General features: G+C 45.7%; 21 protein-coding genes. 15 read left to right on the top strand and 6 right to left on the bottom strand.

The window, feature by feature from the left end:
• Positions 1 to 209: 209 nt before the first annotated feature.
• The gene (locus tag QUB13_RS11435) at positions 210 to 515 is read right to left on the bottom strand and encodes a glutaredoxin family protein (RefSeq protein ID WP_333380716.1); all 306 of its coding nucleotides are present in this window, start codon (positions 513 to 515) and stop codon (positions 210 to 212) included.
• Between the two features lie 295 nt (positions 516 to 810).
• On the opposite strand from QUB13_RS11435, the gene QUB13_RS11430 reads away from it, so the two are divergent.
• The 6 genes from QUB13_RS11430 (at position 811) to QUB13_RS11405 (ending at position 7,129) form a co-directional block, all read left to right on the top strand.
• Positions 811 to 2,145 (top strand): ATP-dependent DNA ligase, encoded by a 1,335-nt coding sequence (locus QUB13_RS11430; protein ID WP_333380707.1) that lies wholly within the window; start codon positions 811 to 813, stop codon positions 2,143 to 2,145.
• 89 nt (positions 2,146 to 2,234) lie between these two features.
• The gene (locus QUB13_RS11425) at positions 2,235 to 2,810 is read left to right on the top strand and encodes a Uma2 family endonuclease (protein WP_333380705.1); all 576 of its coding nucleotides are present in this window, start codon (positions 2,235 to 2,237) and stop codon (positions 2,808 to 2,810) included.
• Positions 2,811 to 2,813: 3 nt separating this feature from the next.
• Positions 2,814 to 3,458, top strand: coding sequence for an SMI1/KNR4 family protein (locus QUB13_RS11420; protein WP_333380704.1), 645 nt, complete (start codon positions 2,814 to 2,816; stop codon positions 3,456 to 3,458).
• 67 nt (positions 3,459 to 3,525) lie between these two features.
• Entirely contained in the window at positions 3,526 to 4,767 is a 1,242-nt protein-coding gene (sbcD, locus tag QUB13_RS11415; protein WP_333380702.1) for an exonuclease subunit SbcD, read from the top strand.
• A 191-nt stretch (positions 4,768 to 4,958) separates the two neighbouring features.
• A complete protein-coding gene (locus tag QUB13_RS11410) occupies positions 4,959 to 6,281 on the top strand; it encodes an AAA family ATPase (RefSeq protein WP_333380700.1) in 1,323 nt (440 codons plus the stop codon).
• Positions 6,278 to 7,129, top strand: coding sequence for a DUF4435 domain-containing protein (locus tag QUB13_RS11405; RefSeq protein WP_333380698.1), 852 nt, complete (start codon positions 6,278 to 6,280; stop codon positions 7,127 to 7,129). Before QUB13_RS11410 ends, QUB13_RS11405 begins: the two co-directional genes overlap by 4 nt.
• A 1-nt stretch (position 7,130) precedes the next feature.
• On the opposite strand, the gene fmt is transcribed toward QUB13_RS11405, so the two are convergent.
• The 5 genes from fmt to QUB13_RS11380 form a co-directional block, all read right to left on the bottom strand.
• Positions 7,131 to 8,132, bottom strand: a complete 1,002-nt coding sequence (gene fmt / locus QUB13_RS11400; protein ID WP_333380696.1) for a methionyl-tRNA formyltransferase — start codon at positions 8,130 to 8,132, stop codon at positions 7,131 to 7,133.
• 115 nt (positions 8,133 to 8,247) lie between these two features.
• On the bottom strand, positions 8,248 to 8,538 hold the full coding sequence (locus QUB13_RS11395; protein ID WP_333380694.1) for a DUF2442 domain-containing protein: 291 nt from the start codon (positions 8,536 to 8,538) through the stop codon (positions 8,248 to 8,250).
• Between the two features lie 209 nt (positions 8,539 to 8,747).
• Positions 8,748 to 9,032, bottom strand: coding sequence for a type II toxin-antitoxin system RelE/ParE family toxin (locus tag QUB13_RS11390; RefSeq protein ID WP_333380692.1), 285 nt, complete (start codon positions 9,030 to 9,032; stop codon positions 8,748 to 8,750).
• Positions 9,029 to 9,253, bottom strand: coding sequence for a hypothetical protein (locus QUB13_RS11385; protein ID WP_106333262.1), 225 nt, complete (start codon positions 9,251 to 9,253; stop codon positions 9,029 to 9,031). The genes QUB13_RS11390 and QUB13_RS11385 overlap by 4 nt, the downstream gene beginning before the upstream one ends.
• Before the next feature lie 232 nt (positions 9,254 to 9,485).
• Positions 9,486 to 10,667, bottom strand: a complete 1,182-nt coding sequence (locus tag QUB13_RS11380; protein ID WP_333380690.1) for a formylglycine-generating enzyme family protein — start codon at positions 10,665 to 10,667, stop codon at positions 9,486 to 9,488.
• Between the two features lie 289 nt (positions 10,668 to 10,956).
• Here QUB13_RS11380 and QUB13_RS11375 point away from each other — a divergent pair, with 289 nt between their 5' ends.
• From QUB13_RS11375 to QUB13_RS11335, 9 genes are all read left to right on the top strand, one after another.
• Positions 10,957 to 12,273, top strand: coding sequence for an ABC transporter substrate-binding protein (locus QUB13_RS11375; RefSeq protein ID WP_333380689.1), 1,317 nt, complete (start codon positions 10,957 to 10,959; stop codon positions 12,271 to 12,273).
• A gap of 583 nt (positions 12,274 to 12,856) precedes the next feature.
• A complete protein-coding gene (locus QUB13_RS11370; RefSeq protein WP_333380687.1) occupies positions 12,857 to 15,370 on the top strand; it encodes an MASE1 domain-containing protein in 2,514 nt (837 codons plus the stop codon).
• An 81-nt stretch (positions 15,371 to 15,451) separates the two neighbouring features.
• Complete coding sequence (locus QUB13_RS11365) at positions 15,452 to 15,928, top strand: transposase (RefSeq protein WP_333380685.1); 477 nt, start codon at positions 15,452 to 15,454, stop codon at positions 15,926 to 15,928.
• Positions 15,929 to 16,017: 89 nt separating this feature from the next.
• Complete coding sequence (locus QUB13_RS11360) at positions 16,018 to 19,698, top strand: response regulator (RefSeq protein ID WP_333380683.1); 3,681 nt, start codon at positions 16,018 to 16,020, stop codon at positions 19,696 to 19,698.
• The gene (locus tag QUB13_RS11355) at positions 19,691 to 20,065 is read left to right on the top strand and encodes a response regulator (RefSeq protein ID WP_333089432.1); all 375 of its coding nucleotides are present in this window, start codon (positions 19,691 to 19,693) and stop codon (positions 20,063 to 20,065) included. Before QUB13_RS11360 ends, QUB13_RS11355 begins: the two co-directional genes overlap by 8 nt.
• On the top strand, positions 20,062 to 21,120 hold the full coding sequence (locus tag QUB13_RS11350; protein WP_333380681.1) for an adenylate/guanylate cyclase domain-containing protein: 1,059 nt from the start codon (positions 20,062 to 20,064) through the stop codon (positions 21,118 to 21,120). Before QUB13_RS11355 ends, QUB13_RS11350 begins: the two co-directional genes overlap by 4 nt.
• A 295-nt stretch (positions 21,121 to 21,415) precedes the next feature.
• Positions 21,416 to 21,934: a Ycf51 family protein gene (locus tag QUB13_RS11345; RefSeq protein ID WP_333089434.1), complete on the top strand. Its 519-nt coding sequence runs from the start codon at positions 21,416 to 21,418 to the stop codon at positions 21,932 to 21,934.
• A 143-nt stretch (positions 21,935 to 22,077) separates the two neighbouring features.
• Complete coding sequence (locus tag QUB13_RS11340) at positions 22,078 to 22,680, top strand: Uma2 family endonuclease (protein ID WP_333380679.1); 603 nt, start codon at positions 22,078 to 22,080, stop codon at positions 22,678 to 22,680.
• A 136-nt stretch (positions 22,681 to 22,816) separates the two neighbouring features.
• A partial coding sequence (locus tag QUB13_RS11335; protein ID WP_333380714.1) for a tetratricopeptide repeat protein occupies positions 22,817 to 23,088 on the top strand: 272 nt, incomplete at its 3' end.

Genomic DNA, 23,088 nt, shown 5'->3' with positions numbered 1-23,088 from the left:
CTCAAAGTGAAAGGGAAGGGGGAGGGACTTAACGCCTCCCATGTCATGCAATAAATGACTATACTTTTACCAGCTATTACGCAATTATTTTAGCCAGTCTGGGTGCGGCTTTGCAGTGCTTGACGGTGCACGCCCCACACAGCTATTCTGTGCGCGGTGTGCAGGCCGAGACCAGGATTAAACCCTGAGTTTTTGCGTAAATCCTATTATTATTGCGACGCATCAATTTGCAAATGTTTCTGTAACAGTTGCTCCAATTGGGCGACACTGCAGCGGGGAGAAGGACGGGGTAACAGTTGTTCGGAGGAAAATGCAGGTTCGACAGCAGAATTTATTGGCTGGGGCTGCACTTTAAACAAAACTGGAACTTCGTACTGATAAGCTGCAAACCAATCGTCGCGTTGGGTAATATCTCGGACTTCGAGTTGAAATTTGAGGTTTTCAATCTGTTCGAGTTTTTCTTGCAACCCTTCGCATAAATGGCATCCGGGTTTGCTGTACAAAATCAATCGTATCATTAGAGTAAGATTAAACTCGATCTTAAATTATCGAAGGTGCGATCGCAAGTTGGCGAACCCAACGCGAGCAAGACACAACTCGCGACTTTATTGTTCGCAATGTGCGATCGAAGTTATCTTAGCATTGGCGGTGAACAGATTACCGCCATTGACAATCAAAACACCACTACAAGCCTATCGTTTTCTTTCTTCTCTTTCTCTGTGCCCTCTGCGCCTCTGCGGTTAAAAAATAAATCTAGTTCACAAATGAAAGAGTTAAATTTATTCACACCTCCTAATTATCAACTTAACCTTGACTAATAAATCAAGCTTTAGTATAGTATATGAAGTAGCCCTACAAAAAGGAGGCAGTATGGACTGCACCGAATACGCCGAAGCAAAACGCAAAGCAGCTAAAAAAATTAGCGCCGATATTCGAGAACGTTGGAACAATCGCATCGTCACGCGGGAATTGCACTTGATGGGTGAAGCGGGGGCGGTGCAGTATTTGGCTGATTACGGGCGCGGCATCGGTACGGCAAAAGTTATTGGTTTTGCACTGTGTGCGGAGTCGGAAGGATACCCGGAAATGGCGGTGGGATTTTGGAAAAGAGCGTTTGAGTTGGAAACTGGAGAAAAGCCGACTAACAACACTCAAAGCAAGTCTACCACCAATGCTGCTCCTGCGGCAAAATCAAAGGCTGCTGCCAAAATAGAGACTGCAAACAATCCGATTGTTCCCGAATTACCTGCGAATTTGCAGCCGGGAAGGATTGTCACGATGCAGCCGGTTGATGCGCCGGTGGAACGTTCTTATTACATCGAAAATCCCGATTATTGGGGACAGCCAAAGCGGGACGGCAACCGAGTTGTGGTTGTGGCGACGCCAGATAAAGTATACTATCAATCGCGATCGACTAACCTGCGACAACAAGCATCAATTGCGATCGATCGCGCATTAACAGACACAGCCACTCAAATTAACACCTTTGTTTTAGACGGCGAACTGTATTACAAAAGCTGTACCGGCAGCGAACACCGCACGGGGGCGCAAGCTGCTACAGTTAATATTGAAAGCGGTTTTCCAACCGTTCAACCAACCGCCGTTTATGCCATTTTCAAATGTTTGTTTTCCCACGGCAAAGACTTGACTGGGTTGGCAGAATCAGAACGAATTGCCGCCGGAGTTGCAGTTGGTGAATTGCTGGTAAGTTTATCTTCAGAATTTGAAATTTTACCGACTTATCGCACCGCCGCAGAAAAACTTTTATTAGCAAATCAGCAGGAATCTGAAAACAGAGAAGGCGAAGTTTGGATTTTGCACAACTGCTGTTATGTGGGCGGGAAAGATGTTAAGAAGTTCCCGATGGTGCGGACTAAATACTGTCAGGAATACGATTTGTTGATTGTCGGGTTGACACCGACTAAAGTTGCGGGGCGGCCCTTTAGTGCGATCGAAGTCGCGCAAGAAGTTGGGGGCAAATTAGTGCCGCTAGGAACAGTGGGAACGGGCTTTAGCAGCGGGGAAATGCAGGAAATTGCCCGACTCTACGAGGCTAACCCTCGCGGAGTTAAAATTAAAGTGCGATCGCAGGGATTGACGGAAAGCGGCAAATTGTGGCACGCGCGATTTCTGGAATTGTGTTAATTTGGTAGGAACACGGCAATGCCGTGTTCCTACCAAAATCTACGAATTCAAACAAATATTATCACACAAAATTAGCCGAGGACAAATCAATGGTTATCAGCAAAAACAATTTCTACATTTCACCAGAAGAGTACCTAGAAGGGGAACGAGTAAGTCCGATCAAACACGAATACAGACGCGGACACGTTTATGCAATGACTGGTGCAAAAAAGCCCCACATCGTTATTTCTAGTAACTTAGTAAGGCGGCTAGGCAATCATCTTGATGGCACTAACTGCATCGTTTTAGCATTAGACATAAAAGTCAGACTGGAAGAAGCTAATTGCTATTACTACCCAGATATAGCGGTAACTTGCGACGAAAGAGAGATAAATTCCACCGAGGATTTTATCCTGTATCCGTCTTTGATTGTGGAAGTCTTGTCGCCGTCAACTGCATCTTTTGACAGGGGCGATAAATTTGCCGATTACCAAACTGCATCGAGTTTGCAGGAATACGTGCTCATCAATCAATCTGAAATCAAAATTGAATGTTTTAGACTCAATGCTGAGGGAAATTGGGTTTCTCAAACTTACGGACAAGGAGATGAGTTAGAGTTGACAAGTATAGATTTTCGCTGCCCGATCGCCCAAATTTATCAAAAAGTCCCCGGCATGATATTATGATGTATGAAAAAACTTTTTCAGCCCCGCAACCCTCTGGTTCGTACCTTCGCCCAAAGCTTAAAGCGCTACTGTCCCGACGCGCAAAATTTGCTAAATTCCGGTGCAATTGAAACGGAAATCGACTTATTTAAAAATCGTTACCAACAATCGCTTCCCGAAACTTTTTATGACTTTTATCGCTGGTATAACGGTTCGGCTTATGAGAGTTCAGAAAATAAGTGGCTGTTGCCTTTTGAACACGGCAGGAGTATTTTATCTTTGGCATCTATTGTGAAGGAGAAAAAATTTTGGGACACCCAGAGTCAAGTTAATTTTCAAGAATGGCAGCCCGGAGAATATTGGAACAAAGCATGGATTCCGTTTATGAAAGTAGATGATTTGTGGCTGCGGGTTGTGGATACAAAAGGCTGTTTTGACGGTACTCCCGGACAAATTATCAGTTTTGAGTGCAAAAACGAACCTTTGAGAAGCATTGAATGCGATTCCTTTGATAAGTGGCTGGAAACTGTTATTGCAAAAATTGAGTTAGAATGTTTGTTTAAAGAGTTTCACGAAATCGGGTTGGAGGAAGAAAAGGCAATTTTTGCGATCGATAAACGCATCAATCCCAATCGACACAGCGTCGAATTAGCACCTATAAAAACATAAAATACTTGGTAAACTGAGGACTGAAGTCCGAACGATAGAACCTCAATTACAACTCACAAAGAAAACAATGATTAAAATTCTTCACCTTTCAGATATCCACATGGGAAGTGGCTTTTCTCACGGCCGCGTTAATCCAGAAACTGGCTTAAATACGCGGCTGGAAGACTTCGCAGCTACCTTGAGTAAATGTATGGACAGGGCAATTTCTGAACCCGTAGATTTAGTTATATTCGGCGGCGATGCTTTCCCCGATTCAACGCCGCCACCGTTTGTAAAAGAAGCTTTTGCGCGGCAATTCAGCCGCTTGGTTGACGCGCAAATTCCCACGGTTTTGCTAGTAGGAAATCACGACCAACATTCCCAGGGACAGGGCGGCGCGAGTTTGGGGATTTACCGGACTTTGGGAATACCTAAGTTTATTGTAGGCGATCGCCTAGAAACTCACCTCATACACACCCGCAACGGCGCAGTACAGGTGGTAACATTGCCTTGGTTGACGCGATCGACCTTAATGACGCGATCCGAGACTGAAAGCCTGTCTGTGGGCGATGTTAACCAATTATTAACCGAAAAACTGACGATCGCCCTAGAAGGAGAAATTCGCCGTCTCAACCCCGAAATCCCCACCGTACTATTAGCGCACTTAATGGCAGATAAAGCAAGTCTGGGCGCGGAACGTTTTTTAGCAGTTGGTAAAGGTTTTAACATACCCGTTTCCATGCTAACCCGCCCTTGTTTCGACTACGTAGCCCTCGGCCACGTTCACAAACACCAAAATTTGAATTTATCCAACAATCCGCCCGTAATTTATCCGGGAAGCATCGAACGAGTTGATTTTAGCGAAGAGAAAGAAGACAAAGGTTTTGTGTTAGTTAATTTAGAACGAGGGAAAGCTGAGTGGGAATTTTGCGCCTTACCCGTGCGAGTGTTTCTGACGATTAAGGTAAAGGTGTCTGAATCGGAAAACCCGCAAGCTGACTTGGTTAAAGCCATTGGGAAGAAGCAAATCCAAGATGCTGTGGTGAGATTAGTTTACCAATTGCGATCGGAACAATTAGACTTAATTGATAACGTTGAATTGCACGCACTTCTGGGCGAAGCCCACAGCTACACAATTCAACCGGAATTAGTCAGTCAGCTAGCGAGGCCGAGGTTGCCAGAATTGAATGCTAATAATAGTATAGAACCTTTAGAAGCTTTGAAAACTTATTTAGCAAGTCGGGAAGATTTGAAAGATTTTTCTGAGAGTATGTTAGAAGCCGCGCAGGGTTTGTTGGGTGGAAAAGAGGAAGTTTTGGAGGAATTTTAGGCAAACAGTGTATAATACAGTTTTTTGTAGGTCGCGCCCCCGTGTCCTGCCCAATTCTGTGTGGCTAAGGTGTACTTAATTAACGTACAATCTGTTATAGTTTGTCTGTTGCGGTAAGGAAATTAAATGTTCAGATGCGTATGCTGTAAGATTTAGGTAACGATTATAGCAATGTTTCATCAGAGGTAAACATGAGAATAAATAAAATTTCTGTCACCAAACTTTTTGGATTTTTCAACCATATTATTCCTTTGAATAGAGAAGAAGAAATTACGATTATTCACGGGCCAAACGGGTTTGGGAAAACAGTATTGTTGAGAATGGTTAATGGATTTTTTAACTCCCGCTACTCAGAACTTCGGACTATTCCATTTACCGAGTTACGATTAGACTTTGATGACGGCAGTCACGTGGAAGTAACTAAATCTATCGATCAAACCAATGAAAATGAAAAAGACGAAAAGTTAACGTTTCATTTTTATCATCCTGGTGCAGAGCCAGAAATATTCTCACCGGATTTATTAACAAATTCAGCAGTAAAGATGAATTGGCATTTGAGCGCTACAGAGGATGAAGTAAATTCATTAATCCAATTTGGAGATCAAAAGATAGTTACGCCTTTAGACCCATTAGAAAATTTTGCCATACCCTTTGTTGAAAATTTTAAAAAGTTTGCACGGAGATTTAAGAAAGAACCAAAGTGGTTGTCAGAATTAAAAAGCTCGATCGATGTTCATTTTATAGAAACTCAGCGTTTGTTAACTCCCTCAAGTGTTCCTGCAGCGGTAGACACCAAACACCCATCAATGATTCCCTCAGTTAATATATATTCTCAGGAACTCGTAGAAGAGATTCAAGCAAAACTGGCTGAATATGGTGCATTGTCTCAATCCCTTGAAAGAACCTTTCCGGCAAGAATTTTTAACAACAAAGCACCCTCCCAACTCACAGAAGAAACACTTCGCAACAAATTAAATGAAATTGAGGAAAAGCGTTCTCTCCTCATAGAAAATGGTCTTTTAGACAAGGATGAAAATCCTGATTTTCAAGTTGCACAACACATTGATGGAACAACTAAAAACATTCTATCAGTATATATTGAAGATGTAGAACAAAAACTCATGGTTTTTCAGGAACTCGCTACTAAAATAGAACTTTTTAAAAGAATTATTAAACAGCGATTTCTCTATAAAAATATGAGCATCAGTAAAGAGAAAGGCTTTACCTTTACAACGGCGGATGGCAAACCTTTGTCGCCGACAGATTTATCATTCGGGGAACAGCACGAACTGGTAATGCTGTATCAGTTGTTGTTCAAAGTTCAACCTAACTCGCTCGTTCTCATTGACGAACCAGAAATTTCGCTGCACGTAGCGTGGCAAGTGCAGTTTCTCAAAGATTTGCAAGAAATTATTAAGCTAGCAAACTTTGACGTGCTTTTAGCTACTCACTCTCCAGATATTATCAACGACCGCTGGGATTTGACAGTGGAATTGCAAGGGCCAATTGAATGAAGGAATCCATTACACCCGATCGCATTGCGAACAAAATTCGCTTGCTGCGAACTCAACACCCCGGCTCTTTTTTAATCGCTGAGGGAGATACAGATGCGCGGGTATGGAAAAACTTGGTAAATTCCACCAAATGTCGTGTAGAGAATGCCCAAAACAAGGATAATGCTGTGAAAGCGCTCAATATCCTTGAAAAAGATAACTTTGCTGGCGTTTTGGCCGTGGTTGATGCTGATTTTTTGATACTAGAAGGTACTGTTACATTTAGTCCTAATTTACTCTTAACAGATACTCACGATTTGGAAACTATGCTGCTGAAGTCGCCAGCACTTGAAAAGGTGCTTTTGGAACACGGATCGGAAGCAAAAATTAATAATTTTGCTAAAGATATCCGCCAGACTTTATTAGAAAGTGCCAAGATTATCGGTTATTTGCGATGGGCTTCGCTGAAATTTAATTATTGTTTGAAATTTGAAGGTTTAGCTTTTAATAAATTTGTAGATGATAAAACCTTGGCACTAAATGAATCGAAGTTGCTTCAGACTGTGAAAAACAACTCTCAAAAGCCGGGACTTGACGAGCAAGAAATTAGAGCAAATATGGATAGCTTAAAAACAGATACTCAAGATATGTGGTACATTTGTTGCGGTCACGATCTGATTGCTATTTTGTCGATCGCACTTTGCAAAGCATTAGGTTCGTGCAACTCCAAGCAAGTTGAGCCAAATGTACTTGAACAAAACCTAAGACTTGCCTATGAGTCTGCTCATTTCCGAAAGACAAAACTTTATATAGCTATTCAGACATGGGAACAAACTAATAAACCCTTCGAGATTCTATCTAACCCCTAGCTTAGACACCCCCAAAAACCTCGCCCGCCGCCAACCGAGTCCCGTTGGCAAAATCCACCCCAGACTGCACCTTTTTCCCCGCCAACTGTACCTCTCGCAATAATAGCAAACCATCACCAGTTTGGACGATCGCCCCCAAGCCCTTCACAACCCTGACAACCTCGCCATTTGCGCCCGACAACTGGGCTAAAAGCGGCCAATCGCGTTCCAAAACCCTCAACTCCGGCGGCATTTGCAGCCAATATTCCGGCCCTAGTGGCACAGTAGCAATCACCTTCAAAGAATTACCGCGAAAAGTCGTAGTACAATCCGGGTAAAAGCCCCTAACTTGATTATGAATGGCGATCGCACTTTGCGACCAATCCAGCACAAAATCCGCCGCTTTAATCATCGGCGCATAAGTCGCCTCAGCATCATTTTGAAGAACAGCTTCAATTTTGTCGTCCCTCAATTTCACCAAAGTTTCTATCAACAAATCCGCCCCAACTTCCGCCAACCTATCCCCCAAAGAATCAGCATTATCCAACAGCGAAATCCCAGCAAAACTCTTCAACAACATCGCCCCAGTATCCATCCCAGCATCCATCAGCATAGTAGTAATCCCAGTCTCCTTTTCCCCATCAAAAAGACAGCGCTGAATCGGTGCCGCCCCGCGATACTTCGGCAAAATTGAACCGTGAACATTAACGCAAGCCAAACTAGGAATATCGAGAATTTCTTGAGAAAGAATCTGCCCGTAAGCTACCACCACAAAAACATCCGCCTCCGCTTCCCGCAACATAGCAATAGTTTCCGCATCCTTCTTAATGCGGCGCGGCCCGAAAACTGGGAGACTGTGATTTAAAGCCACATCTTTAATAGGTGAAGGCATCAATTTATTGCCTCTTCCCCGGCGCTTATCCGGCTGAGTCACCACAGCCACCACCTCAAATTCGGGATGACTCAGCAAACTGGATAAAGTAGGAACAGCAAAGTCGGGAGTGCCAAAAAAAACAATTTTCATAGATTTTTAGTTAAGTACATAGGTTTTTTGAATGATTAGCAATTCATTCATGGTATCATTTTAAGCGGCCGTGGTTGTGACAGCAAGATTTTTATCTGTGGACTAAATCTAAAATCTAAAATCGACTGACAGATTCTTTTTCATATGTAGCGATTGGCTGATTTGTGATAATTGAATATAAAACATCTGGGTCTAAATCTGCTCCATTTTCCCAGTAAACAGTCCCCAAATCTGGATTAATTTTGACTTGAACAAAGTAACTCAGGTCTTCTAAAGGGAAAAATATTCCCGTGAATTCAATCAGTTGACTGATCTCAACAACTCCCTCTATATCGTCTTCAAACTTGAGATGTAGTTGATAGAATTCTAACGGTTTAACCGAGATAATATCTTTAAGCATTTGCATACTTGTCTTTTGAAACCTAATCGCGCCATCTCTTAACAGCCAGAAACTTATACCAAGAAAAAAAACTCAATTCAACAATATTCGTAGGGTTTGTCGCCATCCATAGTATCCCAAACAAACGAAAAATCTAGCTGGCAACGCACCAGTCACAATATTTGAGTCAACAAACTCAACTAAGAATGTTGTAGCAAGGATTTTTTAAATTAGTATTAGTAAACATCATCGTGAGATCCAAGAGTCAGTAGAAAAATCTCTTCTTCATCTAGTTCAGAATTTTGAACAAATTTAAACACAATTCGATTTCTGTAGTCAATGGAACAAGACCATCGATCCGATAAATCTCCTTTGAGTTTATGAGTCTGCAAAGTAGGAGCCAATGGATCTTCCGAAAGTTGTTGCAATGTTTGCTCAATTTGAGAGCGCAATTGCGGGTTTTGGCGGACTAAACGCTTGAGAGTACGAGTAAAGGCTGAACTCCAGACTAAGGTTTTCACTCGTTCAACTCCGCCATCAAGTCGGCAACTGTACCACGACGTACATTGCCTTGTGCATAATCTTGCTCTGACTCTGCAACTTCTTGTAACAGTTCATCTCGACGCTGTTGTTTAAGTCGGTTTTGAATGATATCGATCAGGATAGTTTGCTCTTCTGGTGAAAGAGATTCTACGGTTTCTATTGCTTGTTGAAAAAGAGATATTTTTTCAGCGGGATTCATTGTTCGGCTGAGGTTGTAATCAGTCTATTTTAGCCTAAATTTGGTAAGCGCGATCCCTTTAATTAAATCACCTTAATTAAATCGTAGGTTTTTTGAATAATGGGAAATTATTCCATAGAGCAATGTTAGCACAGAGAGCGTGATTTTCTGCAAATAAATCGAGTCGCCAGAGGCGATGACCCAAGTGTAAAGAGAAGAAGTGTAGAGGGTAAAAGGGTAAAAGTGTCAAGGGCTAAGGAGTCCACACAGCCGCAGAAACAACCCGAAAACCGAGCTCGTCGTAGCGAGTGGCCGGCGAATCGCTGTTACGACACGCAGCGCGGGAATCGGCGGGATATAAGTCCCACGAACCCCCGCGCAGCAGCCGATTACTATCTCCACCAGTTGTCCACGAACTACCATCAGAAGGTGCACCGTTATAATTATCATGCCAAGGATCGGCGCACCATTCCCAAACATTCCCGTGCATATCGTAAAGTCCAAAGGCATTCGGAGGAAAACTCCCCACTGTCGTTGTTTCTTTGCGATAAAGTCCTTTCGGCGCCCAACCGTAGGGAACATTGCCGTCATAATTAACCAAATCTGGAGTAATAGTTTCCCCAAAGTGAAAAGCTGTAGTTGTGCCAGCCCGACAAGCATATTCCCACTCGGCCTCACTCGGCAAACGATAGGTTTTTCCTGTTTTCTCAGACAACTTCTGACAAAAACTTACCGCATCATTCCACAATACTTGTTCTACAGGACGTTTCCCACCTTTAAAATAAGAAGGGTTATTTCCCATCACCGCTTGCCATTGTTCTTGAGTAATGGCATATTTCCCCATATAAAATGGTTGGGCAAAAGTAACTTGATGTTGTGGACGTGCATAATCATCACCTTCTGGCGACGGTGCACCCATCATAAAACTACCCGCCGGGATATGCACCATTTCCAGTTTCACCCCATTACCCAAATCTTCTTCTTTTTGATAAGCTTTCCCCGACTGCTTATTCGTTGTTTTCCCCTGCTTATCCACCGTGATGATTTCAAAGATAAATTCTTTACCTTTACTCGCTTCTTCCTCCCGGCGCAAAGGTGCCGCTGCGGCTGCTGGAATACCGCACCCAGAAACTGTTGCATAGGAAGAGTTGACTGTCCAAACTTGTTGATGATGTGCATCTAGGCCTGATGTTTGATGCCAGTCATGGTTTGGGTGACTTTCTGCCCGTGCAGCTTGAGATAAATCTGGTACAATGTCTGGTTGGTTAGTCTGGATAAAATTAGGCTGTTGAGAATAGTCCGGTAAATGATTTGGTGTTAATTTTAGATCTGAATGTTGCACAGTCTGCGGCGTGTCGGTGTCTAAAGATTGCAGAAAATCATTGAGTTGAGATTGCGGGTTATTGTGTCCGGGATCTGGCAGGGCATTATTCATGGTGAGTCACCAAAATAATAACTATGTACCGATTGTAGTGGAAAGATCAATAATTATCTGGAATTACTCAAAATTTGATTGCACCAGAAAGAATTAGTTTAAAGCCTCTTCCTGTTAGGTAAAAATTAAAAGAAAACTATTGATTGCGATCGTCTTCTGCTTTCTAGTTAGAAGTCGCCCTCATCAGTCAACTGTCAACGATCGACTGTTGAACAACCTCTAACCATCCGCGTCCATCCGCGTCCACCTGCGGTTAAAAAAACTCTTCCTCCCTGAAGGCAACCAAAAAATGATTTCATCCAAATTATTCAAAACAATTAAAATCCAATTCAAACTAATTTTCTGTCTTTTTCTCACCTTAAATCTACTAATATTAAGCGGCTGCGAAAACAATTCAAAAAACAGCGACACAATCGAACTAACACTGTGGCACGGCATCAATCCCCCGCCTAATCGCGACGTATTTCAAACCCTCACGGACAAATTCAACCAAACACATCATCACATCCAAGTAAAACCAATTTACATTGGACAGCCCGACCAACAAATGCCAAAAATCCTCACAGCAATAGTAGGAAATGCACCGCCGGATTTGCTGTGGAATGTGCCCACAATTGGCGGAAAATTAGCCGAACTAAACGCAATTCAACCCTTAGAAGAATGGCTGGACAAATCGCCCCGAAAAGCCGAAATCTATCCGGCATTGTTCGAGTCAATGGAACTCGACGGACACATTTGGTCGGTTCCCCTAGCCACAAACAACGCTGCCATATTTTACCGTCCTAGTTTATTTAAAGCAGCAGGAATCGAACAAGTGCCGCAGAATTGGGCGCAATTAAAGCAAGTAGCCCGATCGCTCACCAAGGACACCAACGGAGACGGCCGCCCAGACCAACACGGCATAGTGCTCTCCCTAGGCAAAGGAGAATGGACAGTATTTACCTGGCTGCCATTCATGTTCAGCGCCGGCGGCGAACTCTTGGCCGCCTCACCTCAAACTCCCGTACCGCAAATCGACAATCCCGGTGCTCTGGCGGCCTTAGAATTGTGGAGCGACTTATTAACAGAAGGTTCAGCAATACTGTCAGCACCCGAACGCGGTTACGAACTCGACAAGTTCATCGCCGGCAAAGTTGCGATGCAAATCACCGGGCCCTGGACTCTAGCACAATTGCAGCAAAGCGCGATCGACTACGCAGTGATGCCCATACCCGCCCTCAAACGCCCCGCAGCAGTTGTTGGGGGTGAAAACCTATTTTTAATGAAAACCTCCCCAGAACGCGAGAAAGCTGCCCTAGAATTCTTAGAATACGTGCTCGGCGAAGAATTCCAAACAGCCTGGGCTTTGGGAACAGGTTACTTGCCAATTAACTTAAAATCGAGACAGAGCAAAGCTTATCAAAGCTTTGTGGAAAAAAACCCTGTTTTGCGAGTATTTTTAGAACAAATGAACTCGGCCCGATCGCGCCCCATCATCTCAGGTTACTCCCGCCTGTCAGAAAATGCAGGCCGCGCCATAGAAGCAACCCTTCTGGGCCAAAACCCCCAAGACGCTCTCAAAGAAGCTCAAGAGCGTTTGACACTAACCTTAGATATGACCAAGTAAAATACAGATTGATAATTGGGAAAAAAGTAATTGGTCAAACAACTGGCGATCGCTCCACTTAGTTGAGAATCGCTATGATTAATAGATCAATACGGTTTACTTAAGACGATCTCCCTGGCACACCCCTTAAAAAGGGGGGGATCAGAATGCCCTCAAAGTCAACCCCTACTCCCCTTCTTAAGGGGGATTTAGGGGGATCTCCGGGGCATAAATATGTTAAGTGAACCGTATTGATTAATAGATGAGCAACAACACTCAATCGCTTTCCTCCATTAAATCTGCGTAGATATGCCTAGATATGTCCAACACCTGCAATTGACCTAATAAAAATATCTGCAAAAAGTCTAGTCTGTGCGTTTATATTGGCAAAAAAGGATATTTCCAACACCTCTTGATGTTAATTACACCGCACAGAAAAAAACCACACCCTCAACGACTCCACAAAAAATTATCTTAAAAGGTTCTCTGCTTACCTACCACCCATAACCTACCATCACTTAATAGAAACATTTTTGCTACCCAGTACCAATCCCGTGCCGCCTACTGAGACCCGAACAACCGTCCACCTTTTCCCCAAACGACAATGCAGAAAAAGTTCCTTAACGCAATCAAAGGACATTCCTGGCGGTACTTCCTCACAGTAGGCGCGATCGCCTCGATCTACTATGTGACATCGCAATTGGCAGTTTCCACCCTCACCCTGAGTACAGAAATCTACCCCATGTGGCCGGCAGCAGGAATTGCCCAAGTCGCCCTGCTGCTGTTTGGCCCCAAAATGTGGCCGGGAATTGCGATCGGAGGCTTCCTGTTCAGCATGAGCATACCGTCGGCCAACATCGCCGTCGCCTCGATCTCTGCCTGCGCCAGAACCCTGCAAGCGTGGACGGGAACCTATCTGCTGCAGGGCATGAACTTTAACGCCAGACTCGATCGGCTCAAAGACATTTTAGGAATAGTCGGACTCTCAGCCTTCGCATCTACCCTAATCAACTCCACCATCGGCAGCATCGTCGTCTGCTTGACCGGCTTATCTAGCTGGAGCAATTTTGGCACGATGTGGGGGACTTGGTGGGTAGGAGACGCAATGGGAATTTTGCTCATCGCCCCGCTGCTGCTGACATGGCACAAATTGCCCAAAGTCCCCATCAATCGCAAACAGATGATAGAACGAGCGATTTGGCTGCTGCTGCTAGTAGCCGTCGGCTGGCTCGTCTTCTGCTCCCGCACCCGCGCCGCCTACGCGCGCTATCCCCTCGAATACCTACCATTTCCCCTAGTAGTTTGGGCAGCCTTTCGATTCGGCCAGCGCTACACGGCCATTTCCAACTTCCTCCTCTGCGGCTTCGCCATCTGGGGCATAGCCCGAGGCAGCGGCCCCTTTCTCAAACACTCCAGCAGCATCCCCCAAGCACTCCTCTCCCTGCAAGCCTTCATCGCCGTCATCGCCGTCACAGGCTTAGTTTTAGCAGCCACCGTCTCCGAACGCCGCCAAGCAGAAATCTCCCTCCGCGCCAGCGAAGCCAGCCTCGCCAACGCCCAACGCATCGCCCAGCTAGGCAACTGGGACTTACACCGCAACACCCAGCAATTGCGGTGGTCAGAGGAAATGTACCGCATCCTGGGAGAGGTGCCGGGAACTCTGGAACCCAGCCTCGAAGCCTTCTTGGCATACGTGCACCCCGAAGACAGAGAATTAGTCAAAAGCTCGATCGAAGCGGCGTTATTTCAACAACAGTCCTACAGCATCGACTACAGGATCGTACTCCCCGACGGCAGCCAACGCACAGTCTGCGAACAAGCCGCCGTCAACTCCCTGTACATCACCAGCACCGTCCAAGACATCACAGACAGAAAGCGCTCCGAAGCAGCCCTGCGTTCTTCAGAAGAAAGATTTTCCAAAGCCTTTCACGCCTCCCCAGTCGGCATCAGCATCTGCACCGTCACAGACGGATGCTTCCTCGATGCCAACGAAAGCTTTTTGAGATCCTTGGGCTGGGAACAGCAGGAACTTATCGGCCGCACCGTCAGCGACATAGGAATGTTGGTCAATTCAGAAGACAACGATCGCATCACGAAGATTTTACAAGCACAAAAGTCGATCGGCAACCAAGAAATCAAAATTCGCACCAAAGCCGGGGAAGTGCGCGACTGGCTGCTGTCAGCGGAACTCATCGACCTCGGCAGCACTCAGTGCGTTTTAATCATGACCAGCGACATCACCGAACGCTTGCGTTCCGAAGAATTCCGCCGGGGAAAAGAAGCCGCCGAAGCCGCAAATCAATCGAAAAGCATCTTTCTCGCCAACATGAGCCACGAATTGCGTACACCCCTCAACGCTATCATCGGCTACAGCGAGCTCCTGCAAGAAGATGCCCGAGAGATTCCTGTAGACGAAGAGTTCATCGACGACCTCCTGAAAATTAACACCGCCGGCCATCACTTGCTAGCGCTGATCAAAGATATTCTGGACTTCTCTAAAATTGAAGCAGGCCGCACCGACTTACACCTCGAAACCTTCAGCATTTTAAATCTAGTTAAGGAAGCGATCGCCACGATCGCCCCGATGGCCGACAAAAATAGTAATATCTTAGAAATACAATGCCCTGAAGATATTGGCTCCATGCAGAGCGACTTAACAAAACTGCGGCAATCCCTGCTCAACCTGCTCAGCAACGCCTCAAAATTTACTTGCTCCGGCACAATTACCTTAGCCGTTATCCGCTCCCCCGAAACCCCCGCCGAAGCTGCCAAGAGACGCAAAAAACTTGCAGCCTATAGAGGAGACAAAACTGAAAATAGCTCGTCTCTATTGTCTTCCTCTCAAGATTGGATCGTTTTTACAGTAAAAGATACCGGCATTGGCATGAATTCCGAACAGTTAGCCAAAATCTTCGATCCTTTCACCCAAGCCGATTCTTCAACTACTAAGAAGTACGGCGGCACTGGTTTAGGTTTGACGATTACTCAGAAATTCTGCGAAATGATGGGCGGAGACATTAGTGCCTGCAGCGAGTTAGAGAAAGGTTCTACTTTTACAATTCGGCTGCCAGCTATTATAAACGAAACTTCGTTATCCCTCGAAAATTATGATAAATAGAGTCTTTTGTCAAGATGATTTTTTTCTGCTATTTATCGATTATTTCCTTTCCCGCTAAAAAACAGTCTAAAAATTTGATATATGCGTGATGCGGTAAATAAGGCGGCTAAAATAGTTATTAATCACTGCCTAGAAAACCAAATTGGTACTGTTGTTTTTGGTTGGAACAAGGGTCAGAAAAATAGCGTAAATATGAGAGCAAAAACTAATCAAAAATTCGTACAAATTCCTACTGGTAGATTGAAAACTAGAATCTCTCAGCTCTGCGAAAAGTATGGAATTAGATTCATCGAAACAGAGGAAAGCTACACATCAAAAGCTTCATTTGTTGACAGTGACTTCCTGCCTGCAATCGGTGCAAAACTCGATGGGGGGAAAGAGTCTGGTAGACGAATTAAGCGTGGACTGTATCGAACTAATTTACAAAATTGGTACATTAATGCAGACTGTAACGCAGCGGGCAACATCATACGAAAAGTAGCAACAATGCTAGGTCTTGACCTTAGTGGAGTTGGTAGAGGTGCCTTGACAGCGCCCTTAAGAATTGCCGTTTGGTAGTTTTTTAAGAATCCCCGTCGCTTTAGCGCGGGGAGTGTCAATAATTAAAAAGATATACTATAACAAATTGCTACAAAGCGCCAGAAATTATGCATCCTCACCTCCAGCGCCAACTAGAACAGCTCGGTTTAGCCGGCGAGTCCCCTCCCAACGCACAGCAGTGGCAGCTATTTTTAGAACAGCTAAGTTGTAGCTATGACGAAACTCAGAGTCAGCAAGAACAGGAGGCGTTGCAGGATGGGGTTCCCTCGCCCCAGTCCACCCCAGATTCTCGAACAGCTTCAGAATTCGATCGGCTGCGATCGACTTTTAACAGTTTGGGGGCGGGATTGTGTATCCTCGATCGAAACGGGTTTGTCCTCTCCTGGAATCCCGAAGCCGAACGCTTGCTGGGGTGGCGGGAGTCAGAACTTTGGCGTGTTTCCCTGCTGTCTCGCATCAACAGCAACCAAAACAAAGGCCAAAAATCCCAAGTTTTGACGGCCGGGAAACAGTCAGCAAGCAAAAGCGAACATGAACCGATCGCACCTACATTATCTTTACAACAGGCGATCGCCCACCGTCAACCTTGCAGCAATTGGGACGACGAATTTCTGTGCAGCGACGGCAAAAAATTACCAGTTTCCTATTTTTTCAATCCCGCAGTTGACGGGAGCGAAATATCAGTCTTGGTGTTTTTTGACATGACAGAACACAAGCGATCGCTCTCAATGCTGCAAGCAGTTATAGAATCTACAGATGCCGGAATTCTTGCCGTTGACAGCAACGGCAATATATGCAATTTTAATCATAAAATTATTGAAATGTGGGGCTTGTCTCAAGCAGCAGAAAAGTTGAGCCAGTCGGCGCTAGGCAAGGTCAAAAGCTCTGTCGAAACATGGTTTACCTTCGCAGCACGCCAATTAAAAAAATCCCCAAATATTCTTCCAGACCTAATAAAACTGTCGGCAAATCCAGAGGCTCAAATCAGCCAATTATTAGAACTTAAAGACGGAAAAATCCTCGAATTAAATTCGCTACCCTCAAAAGTCGGAGCAAACACAGCCGGCAGAGTATGGAGCTTTCGAGACGTTACCGATCGCCAAAAAGTAGAACGCTCTTTGCAGCATCGAGTAGAATTAAATCAGTTGATTGCGAGTTTGTCAATCAATTTCATCGGCCAGCCCAGCTCGGAAACAGGCAAATTTATCGATCGCACTCTCGAAGCAATCGCCACCTTCACCGGATTTGACCGCAGTTACATCTACCTGTTATCAGCAGACAAAACCAGCGCCGAAAAAACCTGCGAGTGGTGTAGCGACGGCATTTTGGAAATAGAAGAAGACAGCAGCCGCCAACAAATAGACATCGCCAGAATTCCTTGGATTGCCGAAAAGCTCGATCGCGCCGAAGACCTCCACATCACAGAAATCGACGGACTCCCTCCCCCCGTACAAACTGAAATTGCCTATTTTCAAGGCAAGAAGTTACCAGAAGTCCTGACCGAGTTCCCATCCCAAACCACCGAAAAAGTAGCAACTTCCTCAACAAATGCGATCGCACATTCCCCAGAAACACAATTAAATATACCTCAAAACAATCTACAATCGCTGATAATTATTCCCCTAACTTGTAGTGAAAACCTAATAGGATTCCTCGGATTCGAGAGCTTCCAACCCGCAACAGGTCGATCGACCGAAATATTAACTCCTCTAAAAATGGTAGGGGAAATGCTCGCCAATGCCCTAGAACGCCAAAAAGCAGAATTCGCCTTGAGACAAGCCGAAACTAAATACCGCAGCATCTTTGAAAACGCAGTCGAAGGCATATTCCAGACAACCCCCGAGGGACGCTACCTCAGCGCCAATCCCGCACTAGCCGAGATTTACGGCTACAAATCCTGTGCCCAAATGCTCGCCGAACTCACAGATATCAACCGCCAACTTTACGTTAACCCCAATCGGCGCGCCCAGTTTGTGGCCCAATTGGCCGCGCGCCGCCAAGTGTCAAAATTTGAATCCCAAATATACCGCCTTGACGGTAGCACGATCTGGATTTCCGAAAACGCCCGCAGCATCTGCGACGAAAATGGCAGCGTTTTATACTACGAAGGCACAGTCGAAGACATTACCGATCGCAAACAGGCAGAATCCGCCATGCAGTCGGCCCTAGAAGCAGCAGAATCGGCCAACCGGGCAAAAAGCACATTTCTCGCTAACATGAGCCACGAACTGCGAACGCCCCTCAATGCCATCATCGGCTACAGCGAAATGCTCAAAGAAGAAGCCGAAGAATTGGGTGCCGGCGAATCCGTCTCTGACCTCGAAAAAATCCGCAGCGCCGGCAAACACCTGCTTTCCCTGATCGACGACATCCTAGATATATCTAAAATAGAAGCAGGTCGAATGGATCTCTACTTAGAAACCTTCGACATCCATACCTTAATTGAAAGCGCTGTCGCCACGGCCAAGCCGCTAATCGAGAAAAATGGCAACATCCTAGAAGTGTACTGTCGGGACAATCTCCACACGATGCACGCCGACATGACCAAAGTCCGGCAGGTGCTGCTGAACCTGCTGAGCAACGCTGCCAAGTTTACTAAAAATGGGAAAATTGCGATCGCAGTCGAAAGCATTAAAAATGAACAATTAAGAATGCAAAATCAAGAGGAATCTTCGCAAATTTTAATTGCCAACTCCGAATTTATCAGTTTCCGCGTCACCGACACCGGCATCGGCATGACAACAGACCAATTGCAGCGAGTTTTCCAACCTTTCACCCAAGCAGATGCCTCAACTACCCGCAAGTATGGCGGCACGGGTTTGGGACTAGCTATCAGCCAGCGCTTCTGTCAGATGATGGGCGGCAGCATTGAGGCCTGCAGCACCTTGGGCGCAGGCACCACTTTCACCGTACTTTTGCCCAGCGCCATCCAACAGCCGTCCGTTCCCAGCCCAACCCGCGACAGCACGAGAACGGAGGACGCACCCGCTGTCGGCACGGTGCTGGTAGTTGACGATGACCCCATCTCCCAAGATTTGATCCAGCGCGCCCTGGCTCGCCAAGGACTGCACATAGAAGTCGCCGGCGGTGGCGAGGAAGCTCTCAGGCTGGCCGAGCAACTGCGGCCAGATGCGATTACCCTGGATGTGATGATGCCGGGAATGGACGGCTGGGCGGTGCTTTCGGCGCTGAAGGCAGATCCAGATCTTGCCGAGATTCCCGTAATCCTGCTATCCTTTGTGGGCAACAAAAGCCTCGGCTTTGCGTTGGGCGCTTCGGACTACCTCACCAAACCCGTGGACGGCAAACGGCTGGCTGCTTTGTTGAATAAGTACCGACGCGATCGAGACGGCGTTGTGGCTAAAAGTTTGCCCTGTCAGATATTGATTGTGGAAGATGACGGTGCCACTCGCAACATACTGCGGCGCATACTAGAAAAACAAGGTTGGGCAGTGGCGGAAGCTGACAGCGGACAGGCGGCTCTCGAACAGCTAGAACTTGCTCGCCCGCACCTGATTTTGCTGGATTTGATGCTGCCAGAAATGGATGGTTTTGAATTGATCGCCGAACTTCGCAAGTCGCATTCTGAAGATCCTATACCGATCGTCGTTATTACTGCTAAAGACCTGACTACCGCCGAAAGGGAGCAGCTAAACGGCTATGTCGATCGGGTTTTACAAAAGGGAGTCTACAGTTGCGATACTTTGCTGCGCGATGTTCGCTCTATAGTAAATGAAAGGCTCGATCGCAGGTACGACTCGAAAGGCAAGGAGAACACCAATGGCTAAAATCCTGTTGGTCGAAGACAACGAAATGAATAGAGATATGCTTTCTAGGCGTCTGGCCCGCAAGGGACACGAGGTCTTTATTGCTGTGGACGGTGCCGAGGGAGTGTCGATGGCGATGGCGAAAGTACCGGATTTGATTCTAATGGATATGAGTCTGCCAGTGCTCGACGGGTGGCAAGCAACCCAGCAAATTAAGGCGGCCCCAGAAACTAAGACGATTCCGGTGATTGCGCTGACGGCTCACGCAATGGCGGGCGATCGTGAAAAGTGTCTCGCGGCCGGCTGCGACGACTACGACACCAAACCAGTGGAGTTTCCCCGGCTTTTGAGCAAGATTGAAACGCTTCTGAAAGAGGCCATGAAATGAAAGGTGATGAGGGCAATGTACTGGTTGTTGACGACAATGAGGTGAACCGCGATTTGCTGGCTCGCCGACTTCAGCGTCAAGGCCACGCAGTGACTGTTGCTGAGGATGGTCTCCAAGCTCTGGAAATGATGCGTAGCGACCCTTTTGATTTAGTTTTGCTAGACATTATGATGCCGCAAATGAACGGCTATCAGGTGCTGGAAAATCTCAAGGCTGACGAGAATTTGCGCCACATCCCGGTGATTATGATTTCGGCGGTGGACGATATCGACAGTATTGTGCGCTGTATTGAGTTGGGGGCGGAGGATTATCTTTCTAAACCTTTCAATCCGGTATTGCTCAAGGCTCGGATTAGTGCTTGTCTGGAAAAGAAGCGGCTGCGCGATAAGGAGCAAACTTATTTGCGGGAGTTGGCACAGGAAAAGGAAAAGTCGGAACGTTTGCTGTTAAATATTTTACCAGCTCCGATCGCCCAGCGCCTCAAAGAAGGGGAAAGCACGATCGCCGACAGTTTTGCTGAGGTAACGGTCATGTTTGCCGATTTGGTCGGTTTTACGAAGCTTTCGGCTCATTTGTCGCCGGCCCAGTTGGTAGAGTTGCTCAACGAGATTTTTTCAGCTTTTGACGAGTTGGCCGATCGCTACGGACTTGAGAAAATTAAGACGATCGGCGATGCTTATATGGTGGTTGGCGGTTTGCCTAAACCGAGCGACAACCACGCCGAAAGCATTGCCGAAATGGCGATCGACATTCAAACAGCCATCGCTAAGATGCAAACCAAGGGAGGTCAGCCGCTCAGCATCCGCATCGGCATCAATACGGGCCCGGTGGAAGCTGGGGTAATCGGTACTAAAAAATTTACTTATGATTTGTGGGGAGATACGGTAAATACAGCTTCGCGGATGGAATCTCAAGGGGTACCGGGCGGCATTCAGGTGACAGTTGCTACTTACGAACGCCTTCAGGACAAGTACGTTTTCCAAGAGCGCGGCGTGATTCCAGTGAAGGGTAAAGGCGATATGATGACTTATTTGCTTGTGGGCCGAAAGGCTTAATTGGTCATTGGTCATTGGTCATTGGTCAACAGTCACTGGCATTGGTTGTTTGTGATGTCGTTCTTGGTTGAATTGGATTTTTTTAACCGCAGAGAGCGCAGAGGACACAGAGAGAGAGAATGGAGAGATGAATGCAGGAGGATGCTACCGGATTTGATATTATTTGTAGGTTGTTATTTGTCCCGTTTTAGTTGTTAGTTGTTAGTGACTACCAATAACTAATGCTAACAGTTAACGGCCAACAATCAACAGTCAACAGTCAACTGCCAACAGTCAACAATTAGATAATTCTCAAATGAACGTAAATTCTAACCTATTAATGTATGCCCAATGGGCAGGAATTCTGACAGCGGCTTTGCTGGTTTTAACAGTTATAGCATTTATTTTTAAATGGGGCTTTCGCTTCCGTTTGGTCGGAGTGACTAGCTTTATGGCCGTAATTGCTGCGAGTATATTTGGTCTTGGTTTGGGACTGTTTGCGCGCACGGAAATTCCCGGCGCGGTGCGCTATTCTTTAGTTTACGACACTGGCGGCGCTCAAACAGTTGTTACGGTGCCGCCTTCGATTACTGAATCGGAGTTAGAAGCAACGATGCAGCAAGCGGCGGCGGATTTGTACTCTCCAGGGCGTTCTGGACGCGGAAGAGACTACATGACTATCCGCGTTCGGACGATCGTACATCCAGAGCCGGGGCTGTCGCAGCCGCTGTTTTTGGGCGAGGTGAGGCGATCGCTAGCGACTAGGTATGATGAGAAAATGGCGATCGACATCTACCCCGAAAAAGTTGCTATTCTGAAAAAGTATCAAGCCTAAAAATCAATTATTCGGCGATTGAAATCGCGTCTAAACAAACAAAGTCCGCGCAACGCGAGACTAAGAAACTACTTGTTACCAGGCTCTGCCTGGTAACGCAGATCCAGAGGCTCTGCCTCCAATTTTAGGGATAATTTAAAAAAATGATTGCAATCACCAAACAAAAATTAAAATTTAACGAATTTATTACAATTTGCCCGGAAGATGGTGTTTATGAATTGGTGAACGGAGAGATTGTCAAAATGGCAACTACCAGAAATCACGATGATGTTACTGAATTTGCAGATAGACAGTTTTATCAAGAGTGCGATCGGCTGAAACTCAACTATGTAGTAAAACGAGGCATCACGATTAAAACTACCACAAAAGAAGGTATAGAGCAAGGACGAGTTCCTGATGTCAGTGTTATCGATCGCACTTTGTGGCGTGCTGAACGCAAATCCTATACGGCACTCGAATCGCCGATTCAGTTAGCTGTGGAGGTAGTATCAACGAATTGGGAAGATGATTATGTTGACAAGCTAGATGAATACGAACGCTTGGGCATTGCTGAATACTGGATTATTGATTATTTGGCGATCGGCAAAAGAGAGTATTTGGGAAACCCGAAAATTCCGACGGTATTTGTGTTTTCGCTAAATGCTGAAGGCAAATATCAGCGCACTCAGTTTAGAGATAACGAACAAATTGTTTCGCCCACTTTTCCAGAATTAGTGTTGACGGCGGCTCAGGTATTGTCAGCTTAGTTCGGTTGTGTTAGTCTTGAGAAACATTGAACTTGCAAAAAATACTTTAAGATTATTAAGATTTTAATCGGCTGGTTAAAGGAATTAAGCAATTTCAATAGAGTCTTGCACAATTTGAGCCATGAGGTGAGAAATTATGGATTGGAATGAACTGTATAATTTAGGGTTAGGTTTTTTTGAAAAAACAACCGCCTTTTTCGAGGAAGCTTTAGAAATGAAACCCGATCCCGAAGCCTGTTACAATCAGGGCGTTGCACTGGGTAATTCAGGGAAATTTCAAGAAGCGATCGCCTGCTACGACAAAACTTTAGCAATTAAACCAGATTTTTACCTAGCCTGGTACAATCGTGGCGTTATGCTGGGTAATTTAGGGAGATTTGAAGCAGCGATCGCCTCCTACGACAAAAC

It is taken from the genome of Microcoleus sp. B4-D4, assembly GCF_036705185.1.
Lineage (GTDB): Bacteria > Cyanobacteriota > Cyanobacteriia > Cyanobacteriales > Microcoleaceae > Microcoleus.
This window is presented reverse-complemented; position numbering and strand designations above follow the sequence as displayed.